Annotated in this window: 21 protein-coding genes; 10 read left to right on the top strand and 11 right to left on the bottom strand. The window is 51.1% G+C overall.

Features of this window, described 5'->3' with window-relative positions:
• Positions 1 to 101: 101 nt before the first annotated feature.
• From AC07NP_RS11675 to AC07NP_RS11655, 5 genes are all read right to left on the bottom strand, one after another.
• Positions 102 to 2,036 carry an exoribonuclease II gene (locus tag AC07NP_RS11675; protein ID WP_203361038.1) on the bottom strand — a complete coding sequence of 645 codons (1,935 nt, stop codon included), beginning with the start codon at positions 2,034 to 2,036 and terminating at the stop codon, positions 102 to 104.
• A gap of 89 nt (positions 2,037 to 2,125) precedes the next feature.
• Positions 2,126 to 3,280, bottom strand: a complete 1,155-nt coding sequence (locus tag AC07NP_RS11670) for a CMD domain-containing protein (protein ID WP_494660575.1) — start codon at positions 3,278 to 3,280, stop codon at positions 2,126 to 2,128.
• 223 nt (positions 3,281 to 3,503) lie between these two features.
• Positions 3,504 to 4,292 (bottom strand): enoyl-ACP reductase FabI, encoded by a 789-nt coding sequence (gene fabI / locus AC07NP_RS11665; RefSeq protein ID WP_203361040.1) that lies wholly within the window; start codon positions 4,290 to 4,292, stop codon positions 3,504 to 3,506.
• A gap of 223 nt (positions 4,293 to 4,515) precedes the next feature.
• Positions 4,516 to 5,142, bottom strand: a complete 627-nt coding sequence (locus AC07NP_RS11660) for a winged helix-turn-helix transcriptional regulator (RefSeq protein ID WP_494660574.1) — start codon at positions 5,140 to 5,142, stop codon at positions 4,516 to 4,518.
• A gap of 92 nt (positions 5,143 to 5,234) precedes the next feature.
• Positions 5,235 to 5,882 (bottom strand): helix-turn-helix domain-containing protein, encoded by a 648-nt coding sequence (locus tag AC07NP_RS11655; RefSeq protein ID WP_494660573.1) that lies wholly within the window; start codon positions 5,880 to 5,882, stop codon positions 5,235 to 5,237.
• A gap of 438 nt (positions 5,883 to 6,320) precedes the next feature.
• Between AC07NP_RS11655 and AC07NP_RS11650 the strand changes: the two genes are divergently transcribed.
• The 4 genes from AC07NP_RS11650 to AC07NP_RS11635 all read left to right on the top strand — a co-directional run bounded on the left by AC07NP_RS11650 (position 6,321) and on the right by AC07NP_RS11635 (position 11,492).
• On the top strand, positions 6,321 to 6,893 hold the full coding sequence (locus tag AC07NP_RS11650; RefSeq protein ID WP_494660572.1) for a fimbrial protein: 573 nt from the start codon (positions 6,321 to 6,323) through the stop codon (positions 6,891 to 6,893).
• 24 nt (positions 6,894 to 6,917) lie between these two features.
• Positions 6,918 to 7,664 (top strand): fimbrial biogenesis chaperone, encoded by a 747-nt coding sequence (locus AC07NP_RS11645; RefSeq protein ID WP_494660571.1) that lies wholly within the window; start codon positions 6,918 to 6,920, stop codon positions 7,662 to 7,664.
• A gap of 29 nt (positions 7,665 to 7,693) precedes the next feature.
• A complete protein-coding gene (locus AC07NP_RS11640) occupies positions 7,694 to 10,231 on the top strand; it encodes a fimbria/pilus outer membrane usher protein (RefSeq protein ID WP_494660570.1) in 2,538 nt (845 codons plus the stop codon).
• A gap of 256 nt (positions 10,232 to 10,487) precedes the next feature.
• On the top strand, positions 10,488 to 11,492 hold the full coding sequence (locus AC07NP_RS11635) for a fimbrial protein (RefSeq protein WP_494660569.1): 1,005 nt from the start codon (positions 10,488 to 10,490) through the stop codon (positions 11,490 to 11,492).
• A gap of 146 nt (positions 11,493 to 11,638) precedes the next feature.
• On the opposite strand, the gene sapF is transcribed toward AC07NP_RS11635, so the two are convergent.
• From sapF to pspF, 6 genes are all read right to left on the bottom strand, one after another.
• Positions 11,639 to 12,445 carry a peptide ABC transporter ATP-binding protein SapF gene (gene sapF / locus AC07NP_RS11630; RefSeq protein ID WP_192612366.1) on the bottom strand — a complete coding sequence of 269 codons (807 nt, stop codon included), beginning with the start codon at positions 12,443 to 12,445 and terminating at the stop codon, positions 11,639 to 11,641.
• Position 12,446: 1 nt separating this feature from the next.
• On the bottom strand, positions 12,447 to 13,439 hold the full coding sequence (sapD, locus tag AC07NP_RS11625) for a peptide ABC transporter ATP-binding protein SapD (RefSeq protein ID WP_203361048.1): 993 nt from the start codon (positions 13,437 to 13,439) through the stop codon (positions 12,447 to 12,449).
• Positions 13,439 to 14,329: a peptide ABC transporter permease SapC gene (sapC, locus tag AC07NP_RS11620; protein WP_203361049.1), complete on the bottom strand. Its 891-nt coding sequence runs from the start codon at positions 14,327 to 14,329 to the stop codon at positions 13,439 to 13,441. Before sapC ends, sapD begins: the two co-directional genes overlap by 1 nt.
• Positions 14,316 to 15,281: a peptide ABC transporter permease SapB gene (gene sapB, locus AC07NP_RS11615; RefSeq protein ID WP_203361050.1), complete on the bottom strand. Its 966-nt coding sequence runs from the start codon at positions 15,279 to 15,281 to the stop codon at positions 14,316 to 14,318. The genes sapC and sapB overlap by 14 nt, the downstream gene beginning before the upstream one ends.
• On the bottom strand, positions 15,278 to 16,921 hold the full coding sequence (gene sapA, locus AC07NP_RS11610) for an ABC transporter substrate-binding protein SapA (protein WP_203361051.1): 1,644 nt from the start codon (positions 16,919 to 16,921) through the stop codon (positions 15,278 to 15,280). The genes sapB and sapA overlap by 4 nt, the downstream gene beginning before the upstream one ends.
• Positions 16,922 to 17,033: 112 nt before the next feature.
• Positions 17,034 to 18,008 carry a phage shock protein operon transcriptional activator gene (gene pspF, locus AC07NP_RS11605; RefSeq protein ID WP_494660568.1) on the bottom strand — a complete coding sequence of 325 codons (975 nt, stop codon included), beginning with the start codon at positions 18,006 to 18,008 and terminating at the stop codon, positions 17,034 to 17,036.
• Between the two features lie 169 nt (positions 18,009 to 18,177).
• Here pspF and pspA point away from each other — a divergent pair, with 169 nt between their 5' ends.
• From pspA to AC07NP_RS11575, 6 genes are all read left to right on the top strand, one after another.
• Complete coding sequence (gene pspA, locus AC07NP_RS11600; RefSeq protein WP_203361053.1) at positions 18,178 to 18,846, top strand: phage shock protein PspA; 669 nt, start codon at positions 18,178 to 18,180, stop codon at positions 18,844 to 18,846.
• A 54-nt stretch (positions 18,847 to 18,900) separates the two neighbouring features.
• A complete protein-coding gene (pspB, locus tag AC07NP_RS11595) occupies positions 18,901 to 19,125 on the top strand; it encodes an envelope stress response membrane protein PspB (protein WP_203361054.1) in 225 nt (74 codons plus the stop codon).
• Positions 19,125 to 19,484, top strand: coding sequence for an envelope stress response membrane protein PspC (gene pspC, locus AC07NP_RS11590; RefSeq protein ID WP_192612358.1), 360 nt, complete (start codon positions 19,125 to 19,127; stop codon positions 19,482 to 19,484). The genes pspB and pspC overlap by 1 nt, the downstream gene beginning before the upstream one ends.
• A 17-nt stretch (positions 19,485 to 19,501) precedes the next feature.
• Complete coding sequence (pspD, locus tag AC07NP_RS11585; RefSeq protein ID WP_494660567.1) at positions 19,502 to 19,732, top strand: phage shock protein PspD; 231 nt, start codon at positions 19,502 to 19,504, stop codon at positions 19,730 to 19,732.
• A 164-nt stretch (positions 19,733 to 19,896) separates the two neighbouring features.
• Entirely contained in the window at positions 19,897 to 21,606 is a 1,710-nt protein-coding gene (locus tag AC07NP_RS11580) for a sugar phosphorylase (RefSeq protein ID WP_494660566.1), read from the top strand.
• Between the two features lie 13 nt (positions 21,607 to 21,619).
• Complete coding sequence (locus AC07NP_RS11575; protein ID WP_203361057.1) at positions 21,620 to 22,912, top strand: ABC transporter substrate-binding protein; 1,293 nt, start codon at positions 21,620 to 21,622, stop codon at positions 22,910 to 22,912.
• Positions 22,913 to 22,915: the final 3 nt, after the last annotated feature.

Raw genomic sequence — 22,915 nt, 5'->3', positions numbered from 1 at the left:
AGTGTGCGTGGGCGGTTCAGACGGGAAAAAGAAAACGGCCTTTCCTTATCGGGAAAGACCGTTCTCGTTGTCATACTTCACGTTGCAGGTACGGTGGTACGTTATGCGACCGGGCGAGCAATGACGCTACGGGTTTCCATGCGCACTTCGGCAATCGTTACGTCGATAACGTCAGTCACTTTATAAACCACTTCGCCTTTAATCTGTACGGTTCCGTTTTCCTGGCTACAGACCATTTCGTCACGAACTGCATGCAGGAACGGCGCAGGGATAAAAGCAACGGCGCCGTTATCGACCAGACGAACACGCATTCCACCACGGCTGATATCAATGATTTCTGCCGCGAAACGCGTATCTGTACCGGCTTTGTCACTCAGGAAACGTGCGTACAGCCAGTCGCCGACATCACGTTCCGCCATACGGTTCAGGCGACGGCGCTCTGCCATTTGCAGGGTCGTTTCATCCTGCGGACGCGCAACGGACTCACCCTTGATGATAGCTTTCAACAGGCGGTGGTTGATCATGTCGCCATATTTACGGATAGGCGACGTCCAGGTGGCGTAGGCCTCCAGACCAAGACCAAAGTGCGGGCCTGGTTCGGTGCTGATTTCGGCGAACGACTGGAAGCGACGAATTCGACTGTCCAGGAAGCCAGAAGGTTGCGCATCCAGCTCCCGACGGAGTTTGCAAAAACCCTCCAGCGTCAGGACTTCTTCGGCATTAACGTGCATACCGTGCGATGACAGCAGCGCCGCCAGGGCGTCGACGTTCGCCGGATCGAAGCCCATATGGACGTTATAAATACCAAAACCTAATTTGTCGCGGAGTACGCGAGCGGCGCAAATATTTGCGGCGATCATGGACTCTTCCACAATACGGTTGGCAATGCGACGAGGTTCCGCAACGATATCGAGGACTTCGCCTTTCTCACCCAGGACAAAACGGTAATCCGGACGGTCTTTGAACACCAGCGCGTGGTTGTGACGCCATTCGCCACGGCTCAGGCAAATACGTTGCAGCAGTCGGATTTGCTGGGCAATGGCTTCGCTCTCTGGCTGCCAGGTTCCGGTGTTTTCCAGCCAATCGGAGACATTGTCATAGGCCAGTTTTGCTTTTGAAATGATGGTCGCGGCGAAGAACGTGATGTCGTCTTCAAGGGTTCCATCAGCAGCAATGGTCATCCGGCAGGCGAGAACAGGGCGAACTTCCTGCGCGCGCAAGGAGCACAGATCGTCAGAGAGTTCACGCGGCAGCATTGGGATATTGAAACCCGGCAGATAGTTGGTAAACGCACGGACTTTCGCCGAGTTATCCAGCTTGCTACCTTCGGCAATCCAGGCGGTAGGATCGGCAATGGCGACGGTGAGTTGCAGTTTACCGTCTGCCAATTCTTGTGCGTATAACGCATCGTCCATATCTTCGGTGCTGGCACTGTCGATCGTGACAAAATCCAGCGCCGTCAGATCCTGACGTTCAAGGCCTTCATCCAGCATTTCAGTAGCGACGCCGTTAGGGGCTTCTTTTTCGAGGTTATGACGCGCCAGTGTGACCCACCATGGCACGAAGTGATCGTCGCCAAAGGTGATGAACTGGGTTAATTCGGCGTAAAACGTACGATCGCCTTTCAGGGGATGACGGCGCATCTCAGCGACTGCCCAGTCACCCTCTTTAAATTCATGTTCCACACCACGCGCCGCGCGGCACGGGATGGCGTCTTTCAGCAACGGATGATCCGGCACGATGGACAGACGATCGTTCTTGCCCTGAACTTTGCCCACGAAACGGGTCAGGAAGGGTTCAATCAGTTCTTCTGGTTCAGCAGATTCGCGTTCTTTTTCCGTGTGGATTACCGCGACAATGCGGTCACCGTGCATCACTTTTTTCATCTGCGGTGGCGGGATGAAATAACTTTTTTGCGCGTCGACTTCCAGGAAGCCAAAGCCTTTTTCCGTGGCTTTTACCACCCCTTCAGCGCGTGGCGTCTGGGAATGCAGTTGCTGTTTAAGCTGCGCTAGCAGCGGGTTGTCCTGAAGCATAATTGTCTATTTTCGTGGCCAAAAGAGCGGCTGACAGTTTTACGCGATTCTGCCTGACGCTTCAAGCGCTCTTTAAGCAAATGGATGGGTTAGTGGGTCTCACCCAGCGCGATTTTTAGGCGGTTTAACCATCCGCACAATCCGCTCCAACTGAGTAAGTTGATCGCCTGTTCAGAGGAAAAATCGAGCCCGGATAACGCGCTGAACTGGACGTCGCTAAAACGATCGGGCGCCCTCGTGAGCCATTGTATCGCTTGCAACGTAATGCGCTCAACCGGATGTCGCCGTTCCCACTGCTGTATTTCGCGTTCGTCCTGACGAAGTGCATCAATGAACGCGGCATATTCCGGGGAACGTTGCGCCTGCTCATTAAAGCAAGCGACGCTGCCATTAATACGAGCAGAGAGCAAGGTGGCAAGTCCAAAGGCGTTCTGCGGCACCTCTGTGCGTAATGCGCTTGTTATCAGAGCGGAAAGGAGTGAGAGCAGCGCGGGTTCGTGCGCCAGTACGGGCGCCAGCCGCTGTAACTCTGCGACTGGCGGGTGGGACAAACACGCCTGTTGTTCGGCGTTAGCCAGATGGAACGCAACGGCGACATGCGCCGGAGACCATGTCGCCGCGACGGCCGCAAAAGGGAGGGCCGGGGCGAACGGCTGCATGTCGAGTCCGGGCACCCAACGCACCGGCTGGCCGAGAAAAGCCTGGAAGACGGCGACCACCCGCGCCTGAAAACCGACAAAGCCCACGATCTGGCTTATCAGAACACTGTCCCACACCGTCAGCCCAACATCATCCAGATGTTGCCGGGCGCGGGCATCAATCACCGCAGGAGAACTGGCTAACTGACGGGCATACTGGGTTATTTGTGCAAGCCGATGGTTACTTTCCCGGGAGGAGTCCGGGCCAGGGAGCGGCGCCAGACGAGCCGCATAGTGGTTGCACAACCGCTGAACGCCACAGACCTGCGCGACAGTCAATGCGGTGCTCATGCGTTCATAGGCGCTGAACGTATTCATATGATTTTGTTGAACATGAGCGGGAAACAGAAGGTGAGCAAGTTGACGGGCAGGGTGCAACCAGGACTGAAAGGGGAAAATCGCGTCTTCAGGAATCGGCAGATCGAGTAGAAAACGGTCCTCTACGTGCGCCGCCTCGGGCACCAGCGGCAGGACATCTTGTGTCCAGGCGTTGGACTGTGTTTCATGATACCAGTGGCTTTTGCCTGCAATTCGGCGTTGTTCCATGGGCGTTCCTTGATCTAAAAGTGGCGACCCGGACACGTCGTCGAAACACAGCGGGTCGTTTTCGCTGCATTATCCTGACGTAAGCAAGAGGTGGGATGAAAGATTGTTACGTGATAATAAATATCGGAAAGCTATATGCTGCGCGGGAAATGCATAAGGAGAGGGGAAAGCAGGCCGAGATCGATGGGCGACGAACGCCGCCCATACCAGGATCCTGAAACGATTATTTCAGTTCCAGCTCGTTCATTGCAGCGATGCTAAAACCGCCGTCAACGTGAACCACTTCACCAGAAATACCGGCAGACAGATCGGAGCACAGGAAGGCTGCAGAGTTGCCGACATCTTCAATGGTAACGGTACGACGAATCGGAGTAACCGCTTCACAGTGAGCCAGCATCTTACGGAAATCTTTGATGCCAGATGCAGCCAGCGTACGGATTGGGCCAGCGGAGATACCGTTGACGCGCACGCCTTCCGGACCCATCGCATTCGCCATATAACGCACGTTGGCTTCCAGAGACGCTTTCGCCAGACCCATGACGTTGTAGTTCGGAATTGCGCGCTCTGCGCCCAGGTAGGAGAGCGTCAGCAGCGCAGAACCTGGGTTCAGCATGGAACGGCATGCTTTCGCCATCGCAACGAAGCTGTAGGAGCTGATGTCGTGAGCGATTTTAAAGCCTTCGCGGGTGACTGCATTCACGTAGTCGCCGTCCAACTGGTCGCCAGGTGCGAAACCGATGGAGTGTACGAAACCATCGAATTTCGGCCATACGTTACCCAGCTCAGCGAACATTGCGTCGATGCTGGCATCTTCAGCCACATCGCACGGCAATACGATGCTGGAATCCAGTTGAGCGGCAAATTCTTCCACACGGCCTTTCAGTTTGTCGTTCTGGTAGGTGAACGCCAGTTCAGCACCTTCGCGGCGCATAGCTTGCGCGATACCGTAGGCGATGGACAGTTTGCTGGCAACGCCAGTCACCAGAATGCGCTTACCGGAAAGAAAACCCATAGCTTTAATCCTTATGTCATTGCTTATTTTTGGCTTTATATTCATTTATTTACAACGAACGGAGCCAGAATAATAGAGATAGCAGGCCGAAATTATAGCCCACTATACGCATGAATTGTCACGTGATTTTTACATAGCGCAGAAAGTGGCGAGCGCCAATGAGTAGAAAACCAACACTTTTCTATTATACCAGCAGCCGCGGTCTGTACTGATCCAACCTCATTCAATACTTTTGCGGTAAATGATGGATAGCAACAAGCCGTCCATTTTCGATGCTGATATAACCGCCCGTTTTGAGATCGGCAAGGATTTTCATGATGCTGCTGCGGGACAGATGGGTTCTGTCACGAATGAAGCGTTCAGCGGACAGCGTCTCACGCAAGGATTCGGACTCATGCATCAGCTCAATCAGTTGACTGCAAATCACTTCATAGGCGGTGGGCGCGCTCAATTGTCGACTGTAAGAAAACAGTTTACTGCTCACCACGACCATATGTTTAGCCAGTACTTCCCACAACCCCAGTTCCTGAATGTGCTGATGCACCTCCGCTAAAGGAAGGGTCGCGATCTTGCAGGGTTCTGCGGTAACAATATAGCTGCCGCTGACGCCCAGGCCCAGGATAGTAAAAGATGGGGCTCGAACCACGAGCAGATGGTCTGCGATACGATGCACCTCAACAGAGCCGCTGATAATTAATCGACAAACCGGGGTGTCAGCTTCAAGAAAATCAAGCCGAATCCCCTTTCGATATGACTGAGGCGTGGCGAAGGGCAATAATGCCTCGACCAACGTTTTTGACCATGGGTGGGGGGTGTTGAGTGCCGGTGGAGTTAATGCTTTTTCATCCATAAAACAGTTATACCGAATGACATGTCTCTTTGATAAGTATAGACAAAGAGTTGCAAAACGTCACAACAAAGCTCACCAGATCATGCTTAAGCTCAAAACTTTGTCGGTAAATAATTGATTGAAAGTAATTTCCCGTTGCTTATTTCAATGTAGTTCCCCCGGCGTAAGGTTGAAAGGACCGCCATAATCCCGCTGCGAGACAAGAAACAACGGCTTTGGATGTAATTCACCACCGATTCCGATTTTCTGAACTCTTCTGACTCCAGCGAAAGTTCAAACAGCAGATAGCGTATGGCGCCGTAAGCCCCAGGCTGGGACAAACGCGTGCAATGCGTAAAAATGCGAGACGAAATATGTACCATCACATGGGAAAGCGGCTCCCAGAGTGCGTGCTGCTGGATAAGATCCATGGCCAGGCCAAGCGGAAGTCGGCTCACGACCGCATCTGCTGACGTGCATAATGTTAACCGGCAAGGATTGTTGCTCAACATGCTAAAACCAAAGATAAAAGGCGCGGTTTCAGAGTTTAACGACAACCCATCAATTGTGCGGTTGATCACCACATGCCCTTTATGTAGCAAATAACAGTAATTTATCTCATCGGTTGCATACGGTAGTAGCGTTCCCTTGCGTGTCAGTAGGGGAATAGCCTGAGTATTCAGTGCAGTGAGCAATTGCCGGAAGGATTGTTCAGGCTTATTTTCACGCAAGAAAATGTCAATGGTCGGTGAATCTGACATGGTGAGGCTGAATCCTGGTAATGAAAATGAAATAGAATAACGTCGGAATTATGACGTATTCGAGTCTGTAACTGGATCCAGAATAAGTGTCTAAAATTACACCGCGGAGTTATTGCAATTTGTAATTAAATGGCGTGAGGGGGTGTGTAATTTTGGATTACGGCTATATTGCGTTTAATTGTTCCTATAAATACAATCTTCCTTGTCATTGAATAGCCAGGTTTTTGTGATAGACATTTTCACTCATGTTTTCTATTAAAACCGTATAGGCGATATAGAGGTTAAATGAGATGGTTATTAATTATTGATGGAAGGAATGGTTCACAGCGGTGAATATAACGCCATTGTATTTCCCCTTCTTTTTATAATTAAATAAAGCTATCTCAGAAACAACTATGGACTTGCAGTCAGGGCATCATTCTATTTTTAGGAACGAAAATGAAACTATCTGTGTTTTGTAAAGTGGGGCTTATTGCATCCGCGTCTGTGGGTATGGTGAATGCCGCCTATGCCGCTGGAGCATCAAGCGGCACAATTACCTTTGAGGGTAAAATTACCGCCTCTACCTGTGAGGCGACAGTCAATGGTGTTGCTGCCGACGGGACCGTAACATTGCCGCCCGTTGCCATCTCTGCGTTTCATACTGAGACCGCCGGGCGCACACCATTTACCATTGAACTGGCGAACTGTGAGCTGGATGATCCTGATACTAAGGTTGGGGCTTATTTTGAACCCAACGGTGTCTGGGTGGATGCCGATACGGGGCATCTGAATAATATTGCAGCAGGAGGTGCAACCGGGGTAAGCCTGCAATTGTTAGATGCTGCGGATAACAAAGCCATTCTTGTTGGCGATGCGGGGCAGTCAGGCGTTGCGCAATATGTGGTGCCTGACACCACGAGTAAGACGGGGACCCTTTCTTACTTTGTGGAGTATTACAAAGTCTCAGGCGGCACTCTTGCCGCCGGTGCGGTACAAAGCAAAGTCACTTACGACCTTATTTACAAATAACCTACTTAAGAGTGTTATGACCAAATGTTTATTCCTATGATTCTGTCCAGACGTAACGTAAAGTTTTTATTAGTAGCGCTATCAGGGATGACGGCATCATGTTATAGCACTCTTTCTTGTGCTGGTATTGTATTAAGCGGAACTCGCGTTATTTATCCTGCGGAGCAAAATGAAGTCACCGTGAACATGAAAAATTCCGGTAAAGCCCCCGTGCTGGCACAAAGCTGGATTGATGATGGTAATCAATCCGCAACGCCGGATAAAATCACATCTCCGTTTGTTTTAACGCCGCCCATTAATCGGGTAGATGCCGGAAAGGGGCAGACGTTAAGGGTCAGTCTGGTTGATGGTAAGGGGATTCCGACAAATAAAGAATCCGTTTTTTATCTGAACGTACTGGAAATCCCTGCAAAGTCAAAAAATGCCGCTGAGAATAACCATCTTAGTATCGCGTTTAGAACCCGGATAAAGCTATTTTATCGTCCGCAAGGTTTAAGCGGAAGTGCGGGTGAAGCACCAGACGCATTGCAGTGGTCAATCAGTAACGGTGGTGTAAAAGCCACAAATCCTACGCCTTATTATATTACTCTCGGGACAGTGACCTATACCCAGGGTGGAAGTAAACATGTTGAAGATGGAAAAATGATCGCACCTGGAAGCAGTGCTGACTTTCATTTTAAAAATGTAAGTGCGATTAGTGATATTCACGCAATTACTTTTACGTCAATTAATGACTATGGCGCTGCGGTCAAACATAACCAGGGCAAATAGTCTTAAGCTCTGCCTCTGGTGGAAATATAATGATTATCTTGTTTCCCATTATTTTATTTTTGATATTAAACATTCTCATTGTGCAATGTTCGGTGGCTGCCACGGTGGATATGCCGACTCCACCGGCAGAGGATCAAGTGGAGTTTGATTCTGACTTTGTGAAACAGCCAGCGGGACAGTCCGTAGATTTAGCCCGTTTCTCCAACGGGGCTAACGTGCTGCCGGGTGTTTATAAAATCGCTGTAGCGTTGAATCAGCAAACGCTGACAGTGACGGAAGTTGAATTTAAGGCGGCAGATAACAAAAATGTCATCCCTTGCATTCCGCTGAGTGTACTCAATTTGATTAATTTCAAAAAAGATCAAATTAATTTCACTCAGTGGGATTCCCTCACTGAAAATACGGAATGTATCAACCTTAAGGCGATCATTCCTGAAGCGGAGCTGGATTTTGACAACCAGGATCAGCAGTTAAACATTTCTATACCGCAAATTTATATCAATAAGCAGCCACGAGGGTCAGTGCCTGCCTCTATGTGGGACAGCGGTATTCCGGCGATGATGTTGAGCTACAACATGAACGCGTATCAATCTAAAAGTAATGGCTATGATTCAAAGTCGTTTTATACCGCGATTAACAGCGGATTGAATATTGGCTCCTGGTATTTACGTCATAATGGTTCGTATAACTGGGCTGATACGACTGGTGGGCGTTACAGCGTCCTGAATACTTACGTTCAGCACGATTTACCGCGCATTTCCGGCCGTCTGGTGATGGGGCAGACCAACACCAGCGGTCAGCTGTTCGATACTGTACCGTTAACCGGCGTTCAGGTCGCCAGCGACGAGCGTATGCTGCCGGAATCACAGCGTGGTTATGCGCCTGAAATTCGCGGCATAGCGAAAACCAATGCGAAAGTCACGGTGAAACAAAGCGGGCAAACCATTTATGAAACCACTGTTTCGCCTGGCGCTTTCGTCATCAACGATCTTTATCCCACCGGTTACGGCGGTAACCTGGATGTCACCATTGAAGAGGCCGATGGTTCGCAGCAGAATTTTTCGATTCCTTATGCATCAGTGACCCAGCTATTACGCCCTGGCAGTCAGCGTTACAGCCTGAGCTTAGGTAAGTTGCGTAGTGACAGTGTTTCCAGCGATCCGAAATTGGTCGAAGCGACTTTCCAACGCGGTTTCTCTAACCTGATTACCGGCTATGCCGGTTTGCAGGCGAATAAAGATTACCAGGCGGTAAAAGTGGGGACCGCACTGGGGTTGCAAATTGGCGCGATCGCTTTTGATGTCACCCAATCGAAGACGCATTTACCGTCGCCAGATGTGCAGGATATCTCCGGACAAAGCTATCAGGTCAGCTACAGCAAGCTGATTAATGAAACCAACAGTAATATTACCCTGGCGGCATACCGTTTTTCGAGCAGCGGTTATATGGATTACATGACCGCAATGGAAAGTATTCAGGCGGTTAAAGACGGTGAAGACAGAAACACCATTCAGCGCGAAAAAAACCGGTTTACGGTCACGATAAGCCAGGGACTGGCTGACGACTGGGGACAGCTCTATCTCAGTGGTTCTTTGCAGGACTACTGGGGACAAGATAATTATGAACGCCAGTATCAGTTTGGTTACTCGAATCACTATAAACAGCTGAACTACAGCATCAACGTAACCCGTAGTCAGGATGCCTGGGGCGAATCGCAGACCAGCTACTATCTGAATCTGTCATTCCCGCTGTGGGAGAACCACGACAGCAACTATGCGCCACAGATGAGTCTGAGCTACAACCAGGACACTAATGGTCGTTCGGGTGAGCAGGCGATGATTTCAGGGAGTGCGGGAGAGGACAACCAACTGTCCTGGAACGCCAGCGGTATGCATGACAGTGAGGCAGGGACGTCCGCGAGCTTTGGCGGTTCGTATCGGGGCAGTGTGGCACAGATGTCAGGCAGTTACAGCCAGGGGCCGGACTATCACAGCACGTCTCTGAGCATGTCCGGTGCGATGGTTGCCCACTCTGGCGGCCTGACCCTCTCACCGTATAACAGCGACACCTTCACGCTGGTGGAAGCGAAAGGTGCGGAAGGGGCGACAGTACCGTCATATCCGGGGATTAAGATCGATAGATTTGGTTATGCGTTGTTGCCGGCTTCCAGTCCGTATCAGCTGAACGATGTCTCGATCGATCCAAAAGGCACATCCCGGAATGTTGAGTTAGATAATACGTCGCAAAAAGTAGTCCCTCGTTTTGGCGCAGTCGTGAAAGTGAAGTTCAATGCTGAGAAGGGCACGCCGATTTTAATTGCCTCGTCTTACTCAGGCAACGCGCTGCCGTTTGGTGCTGAGGTGTATGACGAAAAAGACCATAGCGTCGGTACGGTTGCGCAGGGAAGCACGATCTATGCCCGTGTCGCGGAACCGAAAGGAACGTTGAAGGTGAAATGGGGTGAGGATGGCGCATCACAATGTTCTGTCAGCTATATGCTTGCGCCAGGTATCGAAAACGACACTCAGCAAACGGCTATTCAGCGGTTTAGTAATGAATGTCGTTAGTCACAAATTATTAATTAAGCGTTTCTCTTTTATTCACGGTTTGGTAATGCCTCCAATTAGTAGAACATGTATTTTTCAATAAAGGCTCCGATAATTCATGACAATTCAACTAATTGGAAGCGTTACTCAAGTTTTGTCTATTTTTACACCCGTAATAAATATGCGCATAGCATAATAGATATTATAATCCCCCCAGTTCAAACCGTGACAGATTCAAACACTCACCCCCTACTAACAATATCTTAACAGCGAGATTATGAAAGAAAAAAATATTATTTTCATACTGATCAGCATCTTTATTTCACTGTTGACACTCACCGGCTCAGCGCATGCCAGTTGTTCAGGTACCACCGGGGTTATGAATATTGACATCGGCACGATCACTATTCCAGGTGATGCGGATAACAGCACCAGCATTGAATATAAAGATTTACTTGGAACCAAGGCTGATGCCAAGACCGCAGCAGCGATATCCTGCTCGGGTTATTTTACTTACGTAGGGAAAATAACCAATCCCGTACCGGGCACCAACAATCTTGAAAAAGCGCTGTTATCGGATGGTTCCTGGAGTGGTCTTGGTTTTAAGTTTTATACCAGAGCCTATGACGGCTGGTATGAATCATTGCACAATGCCTCGCCTCCGGTCACGATTGCCGCCTCATGGAATAAATTCTGTATGCAATCTGAATGCTGGAACCCACAAAGTCACCAAGGCATTATTATGATAGGTGCCCTTAGTGTATACGGCGGCGGTGTCCCGGCAATGCCTGGTATCATTAATACAACCGTTACACCTTTCACTACGGATGGCTATTCCGCCATCACCTACCATATTACCGGTACCGTGGTTGTCCCCAGCTGTAGTGTCGATGCTGCCACGCCTTCACGTGTTTTGCTCAAACCGGTCAGTGCCAACGACCTCTCCCATAAGGGAAGTACGGCTGAGGATACGCCGTTTGAGATTTCACTGAAGTGCAATAGTAACGTCTCTGTCAATTTGCTGCTTGATGGCACCGAGGACACTGACGCACAGGACGATGGTGTGCTGGCTTTAAATGGCAACTCAACGGCCTCGGGGGTCGGTGTCCAGCTGTTGGTCAATAATAACCCGGCGAAACTGAATGAAACCTTTAAGGTAGGCGATGCCGTTGCAGGAAATACCGCCATAACCATGACGGCTCGTTATTACCGAACCAGCAATGCGGCAGTTAAAGCGGGCTCCGTTTCTGCCACCGTAGTTTATAATGTAACGTATAAATAATAATTTCGCCGGAAGTGAAACATTATTTTTCAGATGATGGTTTCCGTGTGTAAAATCTGTGATGACGTATAATTTAACCTATAAATAAAAACATTATGTGTCGTCACGGGGTTAAGAAAAGGCAGAATAATTTCTGCCTTTTCTCTTTACCGGTCCTTCCGCCACGCATCTGCCGTTAACGCCTCACCAAAATGCCCGGCAATCAGCCGTTTGGTCAGCTCATGCAACGGCGAGGCAAGCACGTCGGAGGTGCTGCCGCGCTCGACGACTTCGCCCTGGTGCATAACTAAAACCTGATCGCTGATATGTTTCATCATCCCAATATGCTGAGTGACATAAATATAAGAGATACCCTGTTTCTCTTGTAATTCCAGCATCAGATTAATGAGCTGCGAACGCATCGACATATCCAGCGACGCCAGCGCTTCGTCTGCGATGATCACCTTCGGGCGCAAAATCAGCGCACGGGCCAACCCCAGACGTTGTTTTTGCCCTGGCGCCAGCATGTGCGGGTAATAACTGACATGATCGGGCAGCAAACCGACCATCCGCATGGTTTCCACAATTTGCTTCTGGCGCTGCTCAGGCTCGAGATCCGTGTTCAGACGCAGCGGAAAATCGAGGATCTGCGAGATACGCTGGCGTGGATTGAGCGACGTCGACGGGTCCTGAAAAATCATTCGAATACACTGGCTACGAAACGAATAATCGCCGTAGTGCAGTGGATGATCGTCAATCAGCAGCTCGCCGCTGGTGGGTTCAATCATGCCCGCCAGCATTTTCGCCAGCGTTGATTTGCCGGAACCATTCTCGCCAATAATGGCGAGGGTTTGCTTTTCGCGCAGGGTAAAACTCAGTGGTTTTACCGCCTCAACGGTCTGACGGCGAAACCAGCCTGTACGATAGCGAAAGGTTTTGCTCAGATTGCGGACTTCAAGCAGCGTTTCCACCATGTCACTCTTTCTCCATATTCAGCGGGAAATGACAGGCGTAGAGATGATTCTTTACCCCGGTCAGGCGCGGGGTTTCAATACATTCTCGTTGAGCATACGGGCAGCGAGGCCCCAGACGACAACCTATCGGTAATTGTTCAAGCAAGGGGATCGCCCCAGGCATCGTATTCAGGCGGCTTTTATGCGGCATGGCGCTGCCAAAGTCGGGGATCGCGCGGATCAACGCCTGGGTATACGGATGGTGCGGGGTCGTCACCAAATCTTTGCTGAGCGCGGTTTCCACCGTTTGCCCGCAGTACATCACGTTGATTTTGTCTGCCCACTGACTCAACATCTGCAGGTCGTGGCTGATCAGCAAAATCGTGGTGTTGCTGTTCTGATTCAAACGGGTCAGCAGGCGAAAAATTTGCGCCTGCGTGGTGGGCTCCATCGCGTTCGTCGGTTCGTCGGCAATCAACAAACGCGGCTGGTTAGCCAGCGCGATGGCGATCATCACTTTCTGGCACTCACCGTCGGTCAGCTCATAGGGAAAACTGCGCATCGCATCTTTGTGATCTTTAATGCCGACACGGTGCAACAATTCAATGGCGCGGCGTTTGCGCCAGCCAATCCGCTGCCACCAGCGTCCTTTGTAGGTCCAGGCCGGAATATTTTGCATCAACTGGCGACCCACGCGCTCGGACGGATCAAGACAGGACTGTGGCTCCTGAAAGATCATCGACACGTTGTGGCCGACCAGCTTACGGCGCTCACGTGAGGAGAGACGCAACAGGTCGATGTCATCAAAGCGCATACGGTCGGCGGTGACGCGCCAGTTATCTTTCGCGACCCCGCAAATCGCTTTGGCGATCAAACTTTTTCCAGACCCTGATTCACCCACCAGACCACGGATTTCGCCTTCGTTTAAGGTCATGCTGATCCGATCGACGGCTTTTACCCATCCTTCGTCGGTTCTGAATTCAATGGTGAGGTTACGAATATCCAGTAATGGCATTATTCCACCCCCGCAATAATCGCCCGGCGCAGGCCATCGCCAAGCAGGTTAACCAGCAGCACACTGATCATAATGGCACCGCCGGGCAGCATTACGGTCCACGGCGCAACATAAATCAGCTCCAGCGCGTCTCCGAGCATGGCTCCCCACTCGGGAGAGGGCAGCTGCGCGCCAAGATCCAGAAAACCCAACGCCGCAATGTCGAGGATCGCCATCGAAAGCGCACGGGTGATTTCGGTGATCAAACCGGCCGTGATGTTGGGCAGGATGGCAAACCAGAGAATATTCAGCGTGGTGGCGCCATCCAGACGAGCGGCGATCACGTACTCTTTTTCCAGTTCATCATGCACCATGCTGTAGACAGAACGCACCATACGCGGCAGTAACGCCAGCCAGACCGCAAACATCGCATGGCTTAAATGCGGACCCGCAAACGCCACCACGATAATCGCCAGCAGCAGCGACGGAATAGAGAGCAGCGTATCCAGAATGTGATTCAGTACGGCGGAGCGTAAGCCGTGGGTCGCCCCGGCAACCACCCCAAGCACCAGACCGCAAATCGTGGCGGCGAGCGTCACCACAAATGCGCCGCCGACGGTGGGCGCTGCGCCACTCAGCAATCGGCTTAAGACGTCGCGCCCCAGATCGTCGGTGCCGAGAAAGAACGACACTTCGCCGTAGCGAGACCAGGAAGGCGGCAAAAGCTGATAGCCGAGGAACTGTTGATCAATACCGTAGGGGGCAAACCAGCTGCCAAAAATGCACAATAGCACCAGTCCCGCGCAGCCATACAGGCCGACCATCGCAGTGGTATCGCCATAAAATTTCCGCCAGGCCGTGCGTAGCGTACCCGGTGGGCGTTTTTCGCTGTATACGCTATCGTAGGGCATACCATTCCTTATGTTTCAGCGGGTTAGCCATGGCACCCAAAATATCAGATAACACATTGACGATGATGACCAACGAACCAATTACCATCACGCCAGCGGAAATGGCGGCATAGTCTTGTTGGCGAATGGCGTTGATCAACCAGCGGCCGAGTCCTGGCCAGCTAAAGACCATCTCGGTGATCATTGCCAGCGTTAACATGGTCGAAAATTGCAAACCAAGACGGGGGATCACCGGAGGCAGCGCGTTGTGCAGCACGTGACGGCGCAGAATTGTCAGACGTGATAAGCCTCGGGTGGCCGCCGCTTTCACATAGTTCTGGTCGTACACGTCAATCGTGCTGATCCGCATTAAGCGAATCACCTCTGTGGTAGGCGCGACCGCCAGCGTCAGGACCGGTAATACCATGTGGCGCAATGCGCTCATCACCATCTCGTCACGCCAGGGCGAGTCAGAAATCCACGCATCGATAATAGCGAATCCAGTGACGGGTTTGACTTCATAAAGCAGATCAAATCGACCAGACACCGGCAGCCAGCCGAGCGTCAGCGAAAAGAACAACGTCAGCAGCAGTGCCAGCCAAAACACGGGAATAGAAAATCCCAGCAAGGCGAGGGCGCTGATAACGCGATCGGGCCATTTATTGCGCGTTACGCCAGCCACCATTCCGATCGGGATGCCGACCATCAGGGCAAAGCCGAAGGCGAGAATACACAGCTCCATGGTGGCGGGAAACACCTCTTTAAGCTGCTCAGAGATTAACTGACCATTAATGCTGGAAACGCCGAAATCCCAGTGGATCAGGCCATTGAACCAGAATACCCAGGCATTCCACAACGAGGCGCCCTGAAGCGGCGCGTGCGGCGTAAAGTAACTCAGACTGAAGCCGATAAACGTCAGGAAAAAGAGCGTGACCAGCAACAGCAAAAAACGACGCAGGGTGAAGATAATCATGGTTTTTTCACCTCTTTGGCTTTTTCCCGCGAGACACCCGCAAAAGAGGCGTTGCCAAACGGACTGAGCACTAACCCTTTGATGTCATAGCGATAAGCCTGCAGACGTAACGATGACGCCAGCGGCAGGATCGGCAACTCTGTCGCCAGGATATTTTGCGCTTCATCATACGCGTCAATGCGCGAGGCAAGCTGCTGAGAAGAAAGCGCTTTACGCAGAACGTTGTCAAACTCGGGATGACACCAGTGGGCGAAGTTCGTTTGCGAGTTAATGGCGGCGCAACTTAACAGCGGACGGAAAAAACTGTCCGGATCGTTACTGTCCGTTGCCCAGCCGGACAACGTCAAATCATGGTTCATGTCCATCAACCGCGCCTCCTGGAAACGTCCCTCTACCGGAACAATCACCACTTTTACCCCCACCTGCGCCATATCCGCCTGGATCAGTTCAGCCGTTTTCAGCGGGCTTGGGTTCCATGCCTGAGAACTGGTTGGCACCCACAACTTCAGGGTTAAATTCTCCAGCCCCAGCGCTTTTAACTGCTCGCGGGATTTGGCGGGATTGTATTCTGTAATTTTAGCCTCGTTGTCATAGGCCCACGAGGCGCGAGGTAAAATAGAGGCGGCGGTTTCCGCCGTGCCGTAGTAGATCGACTGCATCAGACGCTGGTTGTTGATGGCCAGCGCCAGCGCATGCCGCACTGCGGGGTTATTCAGCGGGGGCTTATTGGTATTAAACGCCAGATAGGCGATGTTCATTCCCGGGCGTAGCGTGAGTCGCAGGCGAGGATCGTCGCGTAAAATCGTTAACTGGCTGGCGGCAGGCCAGGCCAATACGTCACACTCGCCGGTCAGCAGTTTAGATAACCGTCCGGTACCGCCAGACCCTAAATCGACGACAACCTGAGGCATCAGCGGCGTACCCCGCCAGAATTCGCCATGCCGTTGTAGACGAATGTATTGTCCTGAACGGTATTCAGAAAGCTGGAAAGGACCGGTACCGACAGGCTGACGATCCAGTAATTCCTGGTGATCCTGTTTGGCCAGGTTCGCCGCATATTCTGCAGACATCACCGAGGCGTAATGCGTCGCCAGATGCCATAGGAATGATGCATCAGGCTGCGTCAGACGGAACTCGACGGTGTAATTGTCCAGTTTGCGCACGCTTTCTACGTTATCGGCAAACTGCAGGCTGTCGAAGTAGGGGAAATTTCCGCCATTGACGTAATGCCACGGATGATGACGGTCAAAAATACGCTCGAAGGTGAACACCACGTCATCCGCATTCAGTTTACGGGTGGGGGTAAACCAGGCCGTTTTTTGAAACGGAACGTCCCGGCGTAGGTTAAAACGGTAGGTTGCTCCGTTGTCGAGCACCTCCCAGCTTTCCGCCAGCTCAGGCATCAGGCGATAGGTATAAGGATCCACATCCAACAGCCGGTCGTACAGCTGGGCGGCAAGCGTGTCGACAATCAGACCGCTGCTCGCCTTTTGCGGATTAAAGGTGTTGACCTGCCCGCTGACACAGTAGACAAAGCCGCTCTCGCGAATATCAGCACGCGGGGGCTGTTCAGGCGCAGCTGCAGCCTGACCACTGAGAAGTCCAGCTATCACTACCAGAGACGATAAAACCAGGCGCATAATTTTTAAGGTTTTTAGATTCGATCTACAAAGTGTATCGCACTACGACCCACCAGGTAAAAATGTCTGCGGGTAACTGGTGCAAATGTCATCAATTCTGGTGAAGGAATCACTAAATCTGATGTTTTTTGAGCAATGCACGCAGTTGATGGTAGGTCAGACCCAATAATTCAGCGGCGCGTTTCTGATTAAATTTTGCCTGCTGCAGACTGCGTTGCAGTAAATCTCTCTCCTGCTGTTGCTGAAATTCACGTAAATCCACCGGCAGTGCAGGGGAAGCAGCAGGAGATTCCGTGTTCTCAACGGCAACGGTATGTCGCTTAAACGGATTGAGAATGATCTCGTCGAGCGGGTAATCGCTGGTGCCGTGCCGGTACACTGAACGTTCAACCACATTTTTCAGCTCACGAATATTGCCTGGCCAGCGGTAGTGCAGCAGGGCCTCTTTTGCACGCTCGCTAAATCCGGGGAAAAGCGGTAGACGGATTTCACGGCACATCTGAATCGCAAAATGTTCCGCCATTAACATGATATCGGTCTGGCGCTCACGAAGCGGTGGGAGCTGCACCACATCGAAAGCCAGCCTGTCCAGCAGGTCGGCACGAAACGTCCCTTCATCAACCATCCGGGGCAGATCGGCGTTGGTGGCGCAAACCAGGCGCACATTGACCTGCAGCGGCTGACTGCCGCCTACGCGATCCAGCTCACCGTATTCGATGACCCGCAGCAGTTTTTCCTGCACCAGCATGGGGGCCGTCGCCAACTCATCGAGAAACAACGTGCCGCCATCGGCGCGCTCAAAACGGCCTGGATGGCGCTTTTGTGCGCCGGTAAATGCACCCGCTTCATGGCCAAATAATTCCGTGTCGAGCAGGTTTTCATTAAGCGCGGCGCAGTTCAGCGAAATAAACGGTCCCTGCCAGCGAGAAGAGAGAAAGTGCAGGCGGTTGGCGATGAGCTCTTTCCCCGTCCCGCGTTCACCAATAATCAGCACCGGTTTATCCAGCGGCGCCAGATGAGAAACCTGCTCCAGCACTTCAATAAAACTGTTGGCTTCACCGAGAAGGTTATCTTTGTATTCTGTCATGATGAAATTCACCACTTGTTAGCGTTATTCACCACTTTAACCTGAATTGCCTCCGAGGTAAAATTATACATATTATTATTAATCAATAGCTTAAAAAGTTGGCACGTGAATTGTATTAGAGCTACAGCAGGGCATAGCCCGACATCAGAAAAATTGTGAGGATTGAATTATGGGTATTTTTTCTCGTTTTGCCGACATCGTGAACGCCAACATTAACGCGCTGTTGGAAAAGGCTGAAGATCCGCAGAAACTGGTGCGACTGATGATTCAGGAAATGGAAGACACCCTGGTTGAAGTGCGTTCCAACTCTGCGCGGGCACTGGCAGAAAAGAAACAGTTGTCCCGTCGCATTGAGCAGGCCGTAGCCCAGCAGACAGAGTGGCAGGAGAAAGCGGAACTGGCGCTGCGTAAAGAGAAAGACGATCTGGCGCGCGCCGCGTTAATTGAAAAGCAGAAACTGACCGATCTGATCGCCACCCTCGAACATGAAGTGACGTTGGTGGACGACACGCTGACGCGCATGAAGAAAGAGATTGGCGAACTGGAGAACAAGCTCAGTGAAACTCGTGCCCGTCAGCAGGCGCTGATGTTACGTCACCAGGCCGCAAGCTCCTCCCGTGATGTGCGCCGTCAACTGGACAGCGGCAAGCTGGACGAAGCCATGGCCCGCTTTGAATCGTTTGAGCGTCGTATTGATCAGATGGAAGCGGAAGCGGAAAGCCATAACTTTGGCAAACAGAGAACGCTGGATCAGCAGTTTGCCGACCTGAAAGCAGATGATGAAATCGGCGAGCAACTGGCGCAGTTGAAAGCCAAAATGAAGCAAGATAATCAATAATAACCGCAGGCGGCGTCTGAGTACGCCGCCGCTCATCACCTGTAAGGAGTACTCATGAGCGCGCTATTTCTGGCCATTCCGTTAACCATTTTTGTGTTGTTTGTGTTGCCGATTTGGTTATGGCTGCATTACAGCAACCGTTCCAGTCGTGGGGAACTGTCGCAAAGTGAGCAGCAACGTTTGGCGCAATTAACCGACGACGCGCAACGAATGCGCGAACGCATTCAGACGCTGGAAGACATTCTTGATGCTGAACATCCGAACTGGAGGGATCGCTAATGGGAGGGATTAATTTGAATAAAAAGCTCTGGCGCATTCCGCAGCAGGGCATGGTGCGTGGCGTCTGCGCCGGGATCGCAAACTACCTTGATGTGCCGGTGAAACTGGTGCGGATCCTGGTGGTGCTGTCGATTTTCTTCGGGCTGGCGTTCTTTACGCTGGTCGCGTATATCATTTTGACGTTTGTGCTTGATCCACTGCCGGACAACATGACCACGGGCGAGCAATCCCCCTCAAGCGGTGAATTGCTGGATGCCGTCGACAGGGAACTGGCCGCGGGCGAAAAGCGTCTGCGTGAAATGGAGCGCTATGTTACGTCCGACACCTTCACGCTGCGTAGCCGTTTCCGTCAGTTGTAATGAAGAGAGCTCATAAGATGAATACACGCTGGCAACGCGCCGGGCAAAAGGTGAAGCCGGGCTTTAAACTCGCAGGGAAACTGGTTCTGCTGACCGCGTTACGCTATGGCCCGGCCGGTGTGGCAGGGTGGGCTATTAAATCCGTCGCTCGTCGCCCGCTGAAAATGTTGCTGGCGTTGGCGCTGGAACCCCTGTTAAGACGCGCGGCGGCAAAAATCTCCCGCCGCTATGGTGGCAGCCATTCCTGATCACAGGACTGCACATAAAAACAAACAATTTATTCACAATCGACTGGCGAATTTGCGGCAGCTCACAAATACGATTTTTGGGCTGCTGAAATCCTTTTTTTTACCCCCTCCAAACCCCCTTGCTTGATTGACAGCTTATTTTCTGCAAGGTAGTCTCCCTATCCATGGGACCGCTACCACGGAAAATGAAAGTGAACCAAAAAATCAAACATTACCTGACAGAAGTTTACGGAGATACATTTACATCCCGTCACTATGGTGTGTTGTCTGACCGCATTAAACGATCGCAATCATTAATTAAAAAAACACGTAAACCACACTGGGATGAGAACGATGTGGTTCTCATTACTTATGCCGATCAGTTTCACAGTTCTTCAGCAAAACCGCTTCCAACGTTTAACCAATTTTATCATTACCGGTTAAAAACAATTTTTTCCCATGTTCATTTATTACCTTTTTATCCCTGGTCTTCTGACGACGGTTTTTCCGTTATCGATTATCACCAGGTTGCGAAAGAAACAGGGGAGTGGACAGATATTGCTGAACTGGGTCAAGCCAGCCAATTAATGTTTGATTTTGTCTGCAATCATATGTCGGCGAAAAGTGAATGGTTTAAAAACTATTTACAGCAAACGCCTGGCTTTGAAAATTTCTTTGTTGAAATGGACCCGAATACCGATCTTTCGGCAGTAACACGCCCGCGGGCTTTACCGTTACTGACGCCATTTACCCTGTCGGATAATTCGGTTCGCCATTTATGGACAACGTTTAGCGATGACCAGGTCGATCTTAATTACAGCAACCCGGATGTTCTGCTGGCGATGGTCGATGTTTTGCTAAATTACCTTGAGCAAGGCGCGGATTATGTGCGTTTAGACGCCGTGGGTTTTATGTGGAAGGAGCCTGGCACGTCATGTATTCATCTGGAGAAAACACATACTCTGATCAAACTGTTTCGTGCGATTACGGATGAAGCGGCGCCGGGCACCGCGATGATTACTGAGACCAATGTTCCGCATAAAGACAATATTTCCTATTTCGGTGATGGGCATGATGAAGCCCATATGGTCTATCAGTTCTCGCTGCCACCGCTGGTGCTGCATGCCATTAAACGCCAGGATGCCTCCGCCCTGTGCCAGTGGGCGCAGTCGTTGGCATTGCCTTCGGAAAAAACGACCTGGTTCAACTTCCTGGCGTCGCACGACGGCATTGGTCTGAACCCGTTACGTGGGCTCTTGCCAGAAGAGGAGATCTTAGCGCTGGTCTCTGAGCTGCAGCAAGAGGGCGCACTGGTCAACTGGAAGAACAATCCTGATGGCAGCCGCAGTCCTTATGAAATCAACGTCACGTACATGGATGCGTTGAGTACGCGTGATAGCAGCAACCAGGAACGGCTTGCCCGATTTACGCTGGCGCATGCCATTTTATTAAGTTTTCCGGGTGTACCCGCTATTTATATTCAGAGCATTCTGGGTTCACGTAATGACTATGACGGCGTTGAAAAATTAGGTTACAACCGGGCTATTAACCGTAAAAAATATGATATTGATGAGATTGAAGCGGAATTAAGTTCGACGGAGACGTTACGCTATGACGTTTATCGCGCGCTGTCACGCCTGATTAAATTGAGACGCGAACATTGCGCTTTCCATCCCGACAGCTGTTTTGACATCGGTAATATCACGCCATCTGTAATGCAAATTACCCGTACGGCTGAGAATGGCGAGGTCATTATTGCGCTATTTAATATTAGCGAAAAATGTCAGACGATATCCGATGATGCAGTGACCGGTTTTGATTTGATTTCTGAAAAAGAAATCAATACGAAAGAATTAACCCTGGATCCATGGCAGGTTATGTGGATTAAAAAATAAAAAGGAGCATCTAATGCTTAAATCAAAAATTGTGCTGTTATCAGCACTGGTTTCCTGCGCCCTGATTTCCGGATGCAAAGAAGATAAAAAAGAAAACGTCTCCATTGAATTTATGCATTCTTCTGTGGAACAGGAACGCCAGGCCGTTATTTCAGCGCTCATTGCTCGCTTTGAAAAAGAAAACCCTGGCATTACGGTTAAACAAGTGCCGGTTGAAGAAGACGCCTATAACACGAAGGTGATTACCCTGGCGAGAAGTGGTTCTTTACCTGAGGTTATTGAGACCAGCCATGACTACGCCAAAGTGATGGATAAAGAACAACTTATCGACCGCAAGGCGGTGGCGAATGTTATCCAGGCGGTAGGTGAGAACGCGTTTTATGACGGCGTGTTGCGTATTGTTCGTACGGAAGATGGTTCAGGATGGACCGGCGTGCCCGTCAGCGCGTGGATCGGCGGTATCTGGTATCGCAAGGATGTGCTGGCAAAGGCCGGGCTGGCAGAGCCGACAAACTGGCAGCAATTGCTGGTGGTCGCCAAAACGCTCAACGATCCGGCGCACAAAAAATATGGCATTGCGTTGCCAACGGCTGAAAGCGTGCTGACGGAACAGTCCTACTCGCAGTTTGCGCTGTCGAACAAAGCGAACGTCTTTGATGCCCAGGGGAAAATCACGCTGGATACGCCAGAAATGGCGCAAGCGCTGGACTATTACCGTGAGCTGGCGGCGTACACCATGCCCGGCTCCAACGACATTATGGAAGTCAAAGACGCCTTTATGAATGGCACGGCACCAATGGCGATCTACTCGACGTACATTCTTCCGGCGGTCATTAAAGAGGGCGACCCGCAAAATGTTGGGTTTATGGTGCCAACAGAACAAACGTCGGCGGTGTACGGCATGCTGACCTCTCTGACTCTGACCTCGGGTCAGAAAGAGGAAGAAACCCAGGCGGCAGAGAAGTTTGTCACCTTTATGGAGCAGGCGGACAACATCGCGGATTGGGTCATGATGTCGCCCGGTGCGGCACTCCCGGTGAATAAAGCGGTTGTGAACACGGCAACATGGAAAGACAACAGCGTTATCAAGGCGCTGGGGGAATTGCCGAACCAGCTCATTGCCGAACTGCCGAATATTCAGGTGTTTGGTGCGGTAGGGGATAAAAACTTTACCCGCATGGGTGATGTCACCGGTTCAGGCGTGGTGAGTACGATGGTACACAACGTCACGGTAGGCAAAGCCGATCTCTCTTCAACAATCAAGGAAAGCCAGAAACAACTGGATACCCTGGTTGAGCAGCGTTAATGC

The sequence above is a fragment of the Citrobacter sp. GW821-FHT07H02 genome (genome assembly GCF_059418505.1).
This window is presented reverse-complemented; position numbering and strand designations above follow the sequence as displayed.

Excerpts from the sequence above, each read along its gene's own strand:
- AC07NP_RS11675 (WP_203361038.1), bottom strand. The coding sequence starts at position 2,036 with ATGCTTCAGGACAACCCGCTGCTAGCGCAGCTTAAACAGCAACTGCAT.
- AC07NP_RS11670 (WP_494660575.1), bottom strand. The coding sequence starts at position 3,280 with ATGGAACAACGCCGAATTGCAGGCAAAAGCCACTGGTATCATGAAACA.
- fabI (WP_203361040.1), bottom strand. The coding sequence starts at position 4,292 with ATGGGTTTTCTTTCCGGTAAGCGCATTCTGGTGACTGGCGTTGCCAGC.
- AC07NP_RS11660 (WP_494660574.1), bottom strand. The coding sequence starts at position 5,142 with ATGGATGAAAAAGCATTAACTCCACCGGCACTCAACACCCCCCACCCA.
- AC07NP_RS11655 (WP_494660573.1), bottom strand. The coding sequence starts at position 5,882 with ATGTCAGATTCACCGACCATTGACATTTTCTTGCGTGAAAATAAGCCT.
- AC07NP_RS11650 (WP_494660572.1), top strand. The coding sequence starts at position 6,321 with ATGAAACTATCTGTGTTTTGTAAAGTGGGGCTTATTGCATCCGCGTCT.
- AC07NP_RS11645 (WP_494660571.1), top strand. The coding sequence starts at position 6,918 with ATGTTTATTCCTATGATTCTGTCCAGACGTAACGTAAAGTTTTTATTA.
- AC07NP_RS11640 (WP_494660570.1), top strand. The coding sequence starts at position 7,694 with ATGATTATCTTGTTTCCCATTATTTTATTTTTGATATTAAACATTCTC.
- AC07NP_RS11635 (WP_494660569.1), top strand. The coding sequence starts at position 10,488 with ATGAAAGAAAAAAATATTATTTTCATACTGATCAGCATCTTTATTTCA.
- sapF (WP_192612366.1), bottom strand. The coding sequence starts at position 12,445 with ATGGTGGAAACGCTGCTTGAAGTCCGCAATCTGAGCAAAACCTTTCGC.
- sapD (WP_203361048.1), bottom strand. The coding sequence starts at position 13,439 with ATGCCATTACTGGATATTCGTAACCTCACCATTGAATTCAGAACCGAC.
- sapC (WP_203361049.1), bottom strand. The coding sequence starts at position 14,329 with ATGCCCTACGATAGCGTATACAGCGAAAAACGCCCACCGGGTACGCTA.
- sapB (WP_203361050.1), bottom strand. The coding sequence starts at position 15,281 with ATGATTATCTTCACCCTGCGTCGTTTTTTGCTGTTGCTGGTCACGCTC.
- sapA (WP_203361051.1), bottom strand. The coding sequence starts at position 16,921 with ATGCGCCTGGTTTTATCGTCTCTGGTAGTGATAGCTGGACTTCTCAGT.
- pspF (WP_494660568.1), bottom strand. The coding sequence starts at position 18,008 with ATGACAGAATACAAAGATAACCTTCTCGGTGAAGCCAACAGTTTTATT.
- pspA (WP_203361053.1), top strand. The coding sequence starts at position 18,178 with ATGGGTATTTTTTCTCGTTTTGCCGACATCGTGAACGCCAACATTAAC.
- pspB (WP_203361054.1), top strand. The coding sequence starts at position 18,901 with ATGAGCGCGCTATTTCTGGCCATTCCGTTAACCATTTTTGTGTTGTTT.
- pspC (WP_192612358.1), top strand. The coding sequence starts at position 19,125 with ATGGGAGGGATTAATTTGAATAAAAAGCTCTGGCGCATTCCGCAGCAG.
- pspD (WP_494660567.1), top strand. The coding sequence starts at position 19,502 with ATGAATACACGCTGGCAACGCGCCGGGCAAAAGGTGAAGCCGGGCTTT.
- AC07NP_RS11580 (WP_494660566.1), top strand. The coding sequence starts at position 19,897 with ATGGGACCGCTACCACGGAAAATGAAAGTGAACCAAAAAATCAAACAT.
- AC07NP_RS11575 (WP_203361057.1), top strand. The coding sequence starts at position 21,620 with ATGCTTAAATCAAAAATTGTGCTGTTATCAGCACTGGTTTCCTGCGCC.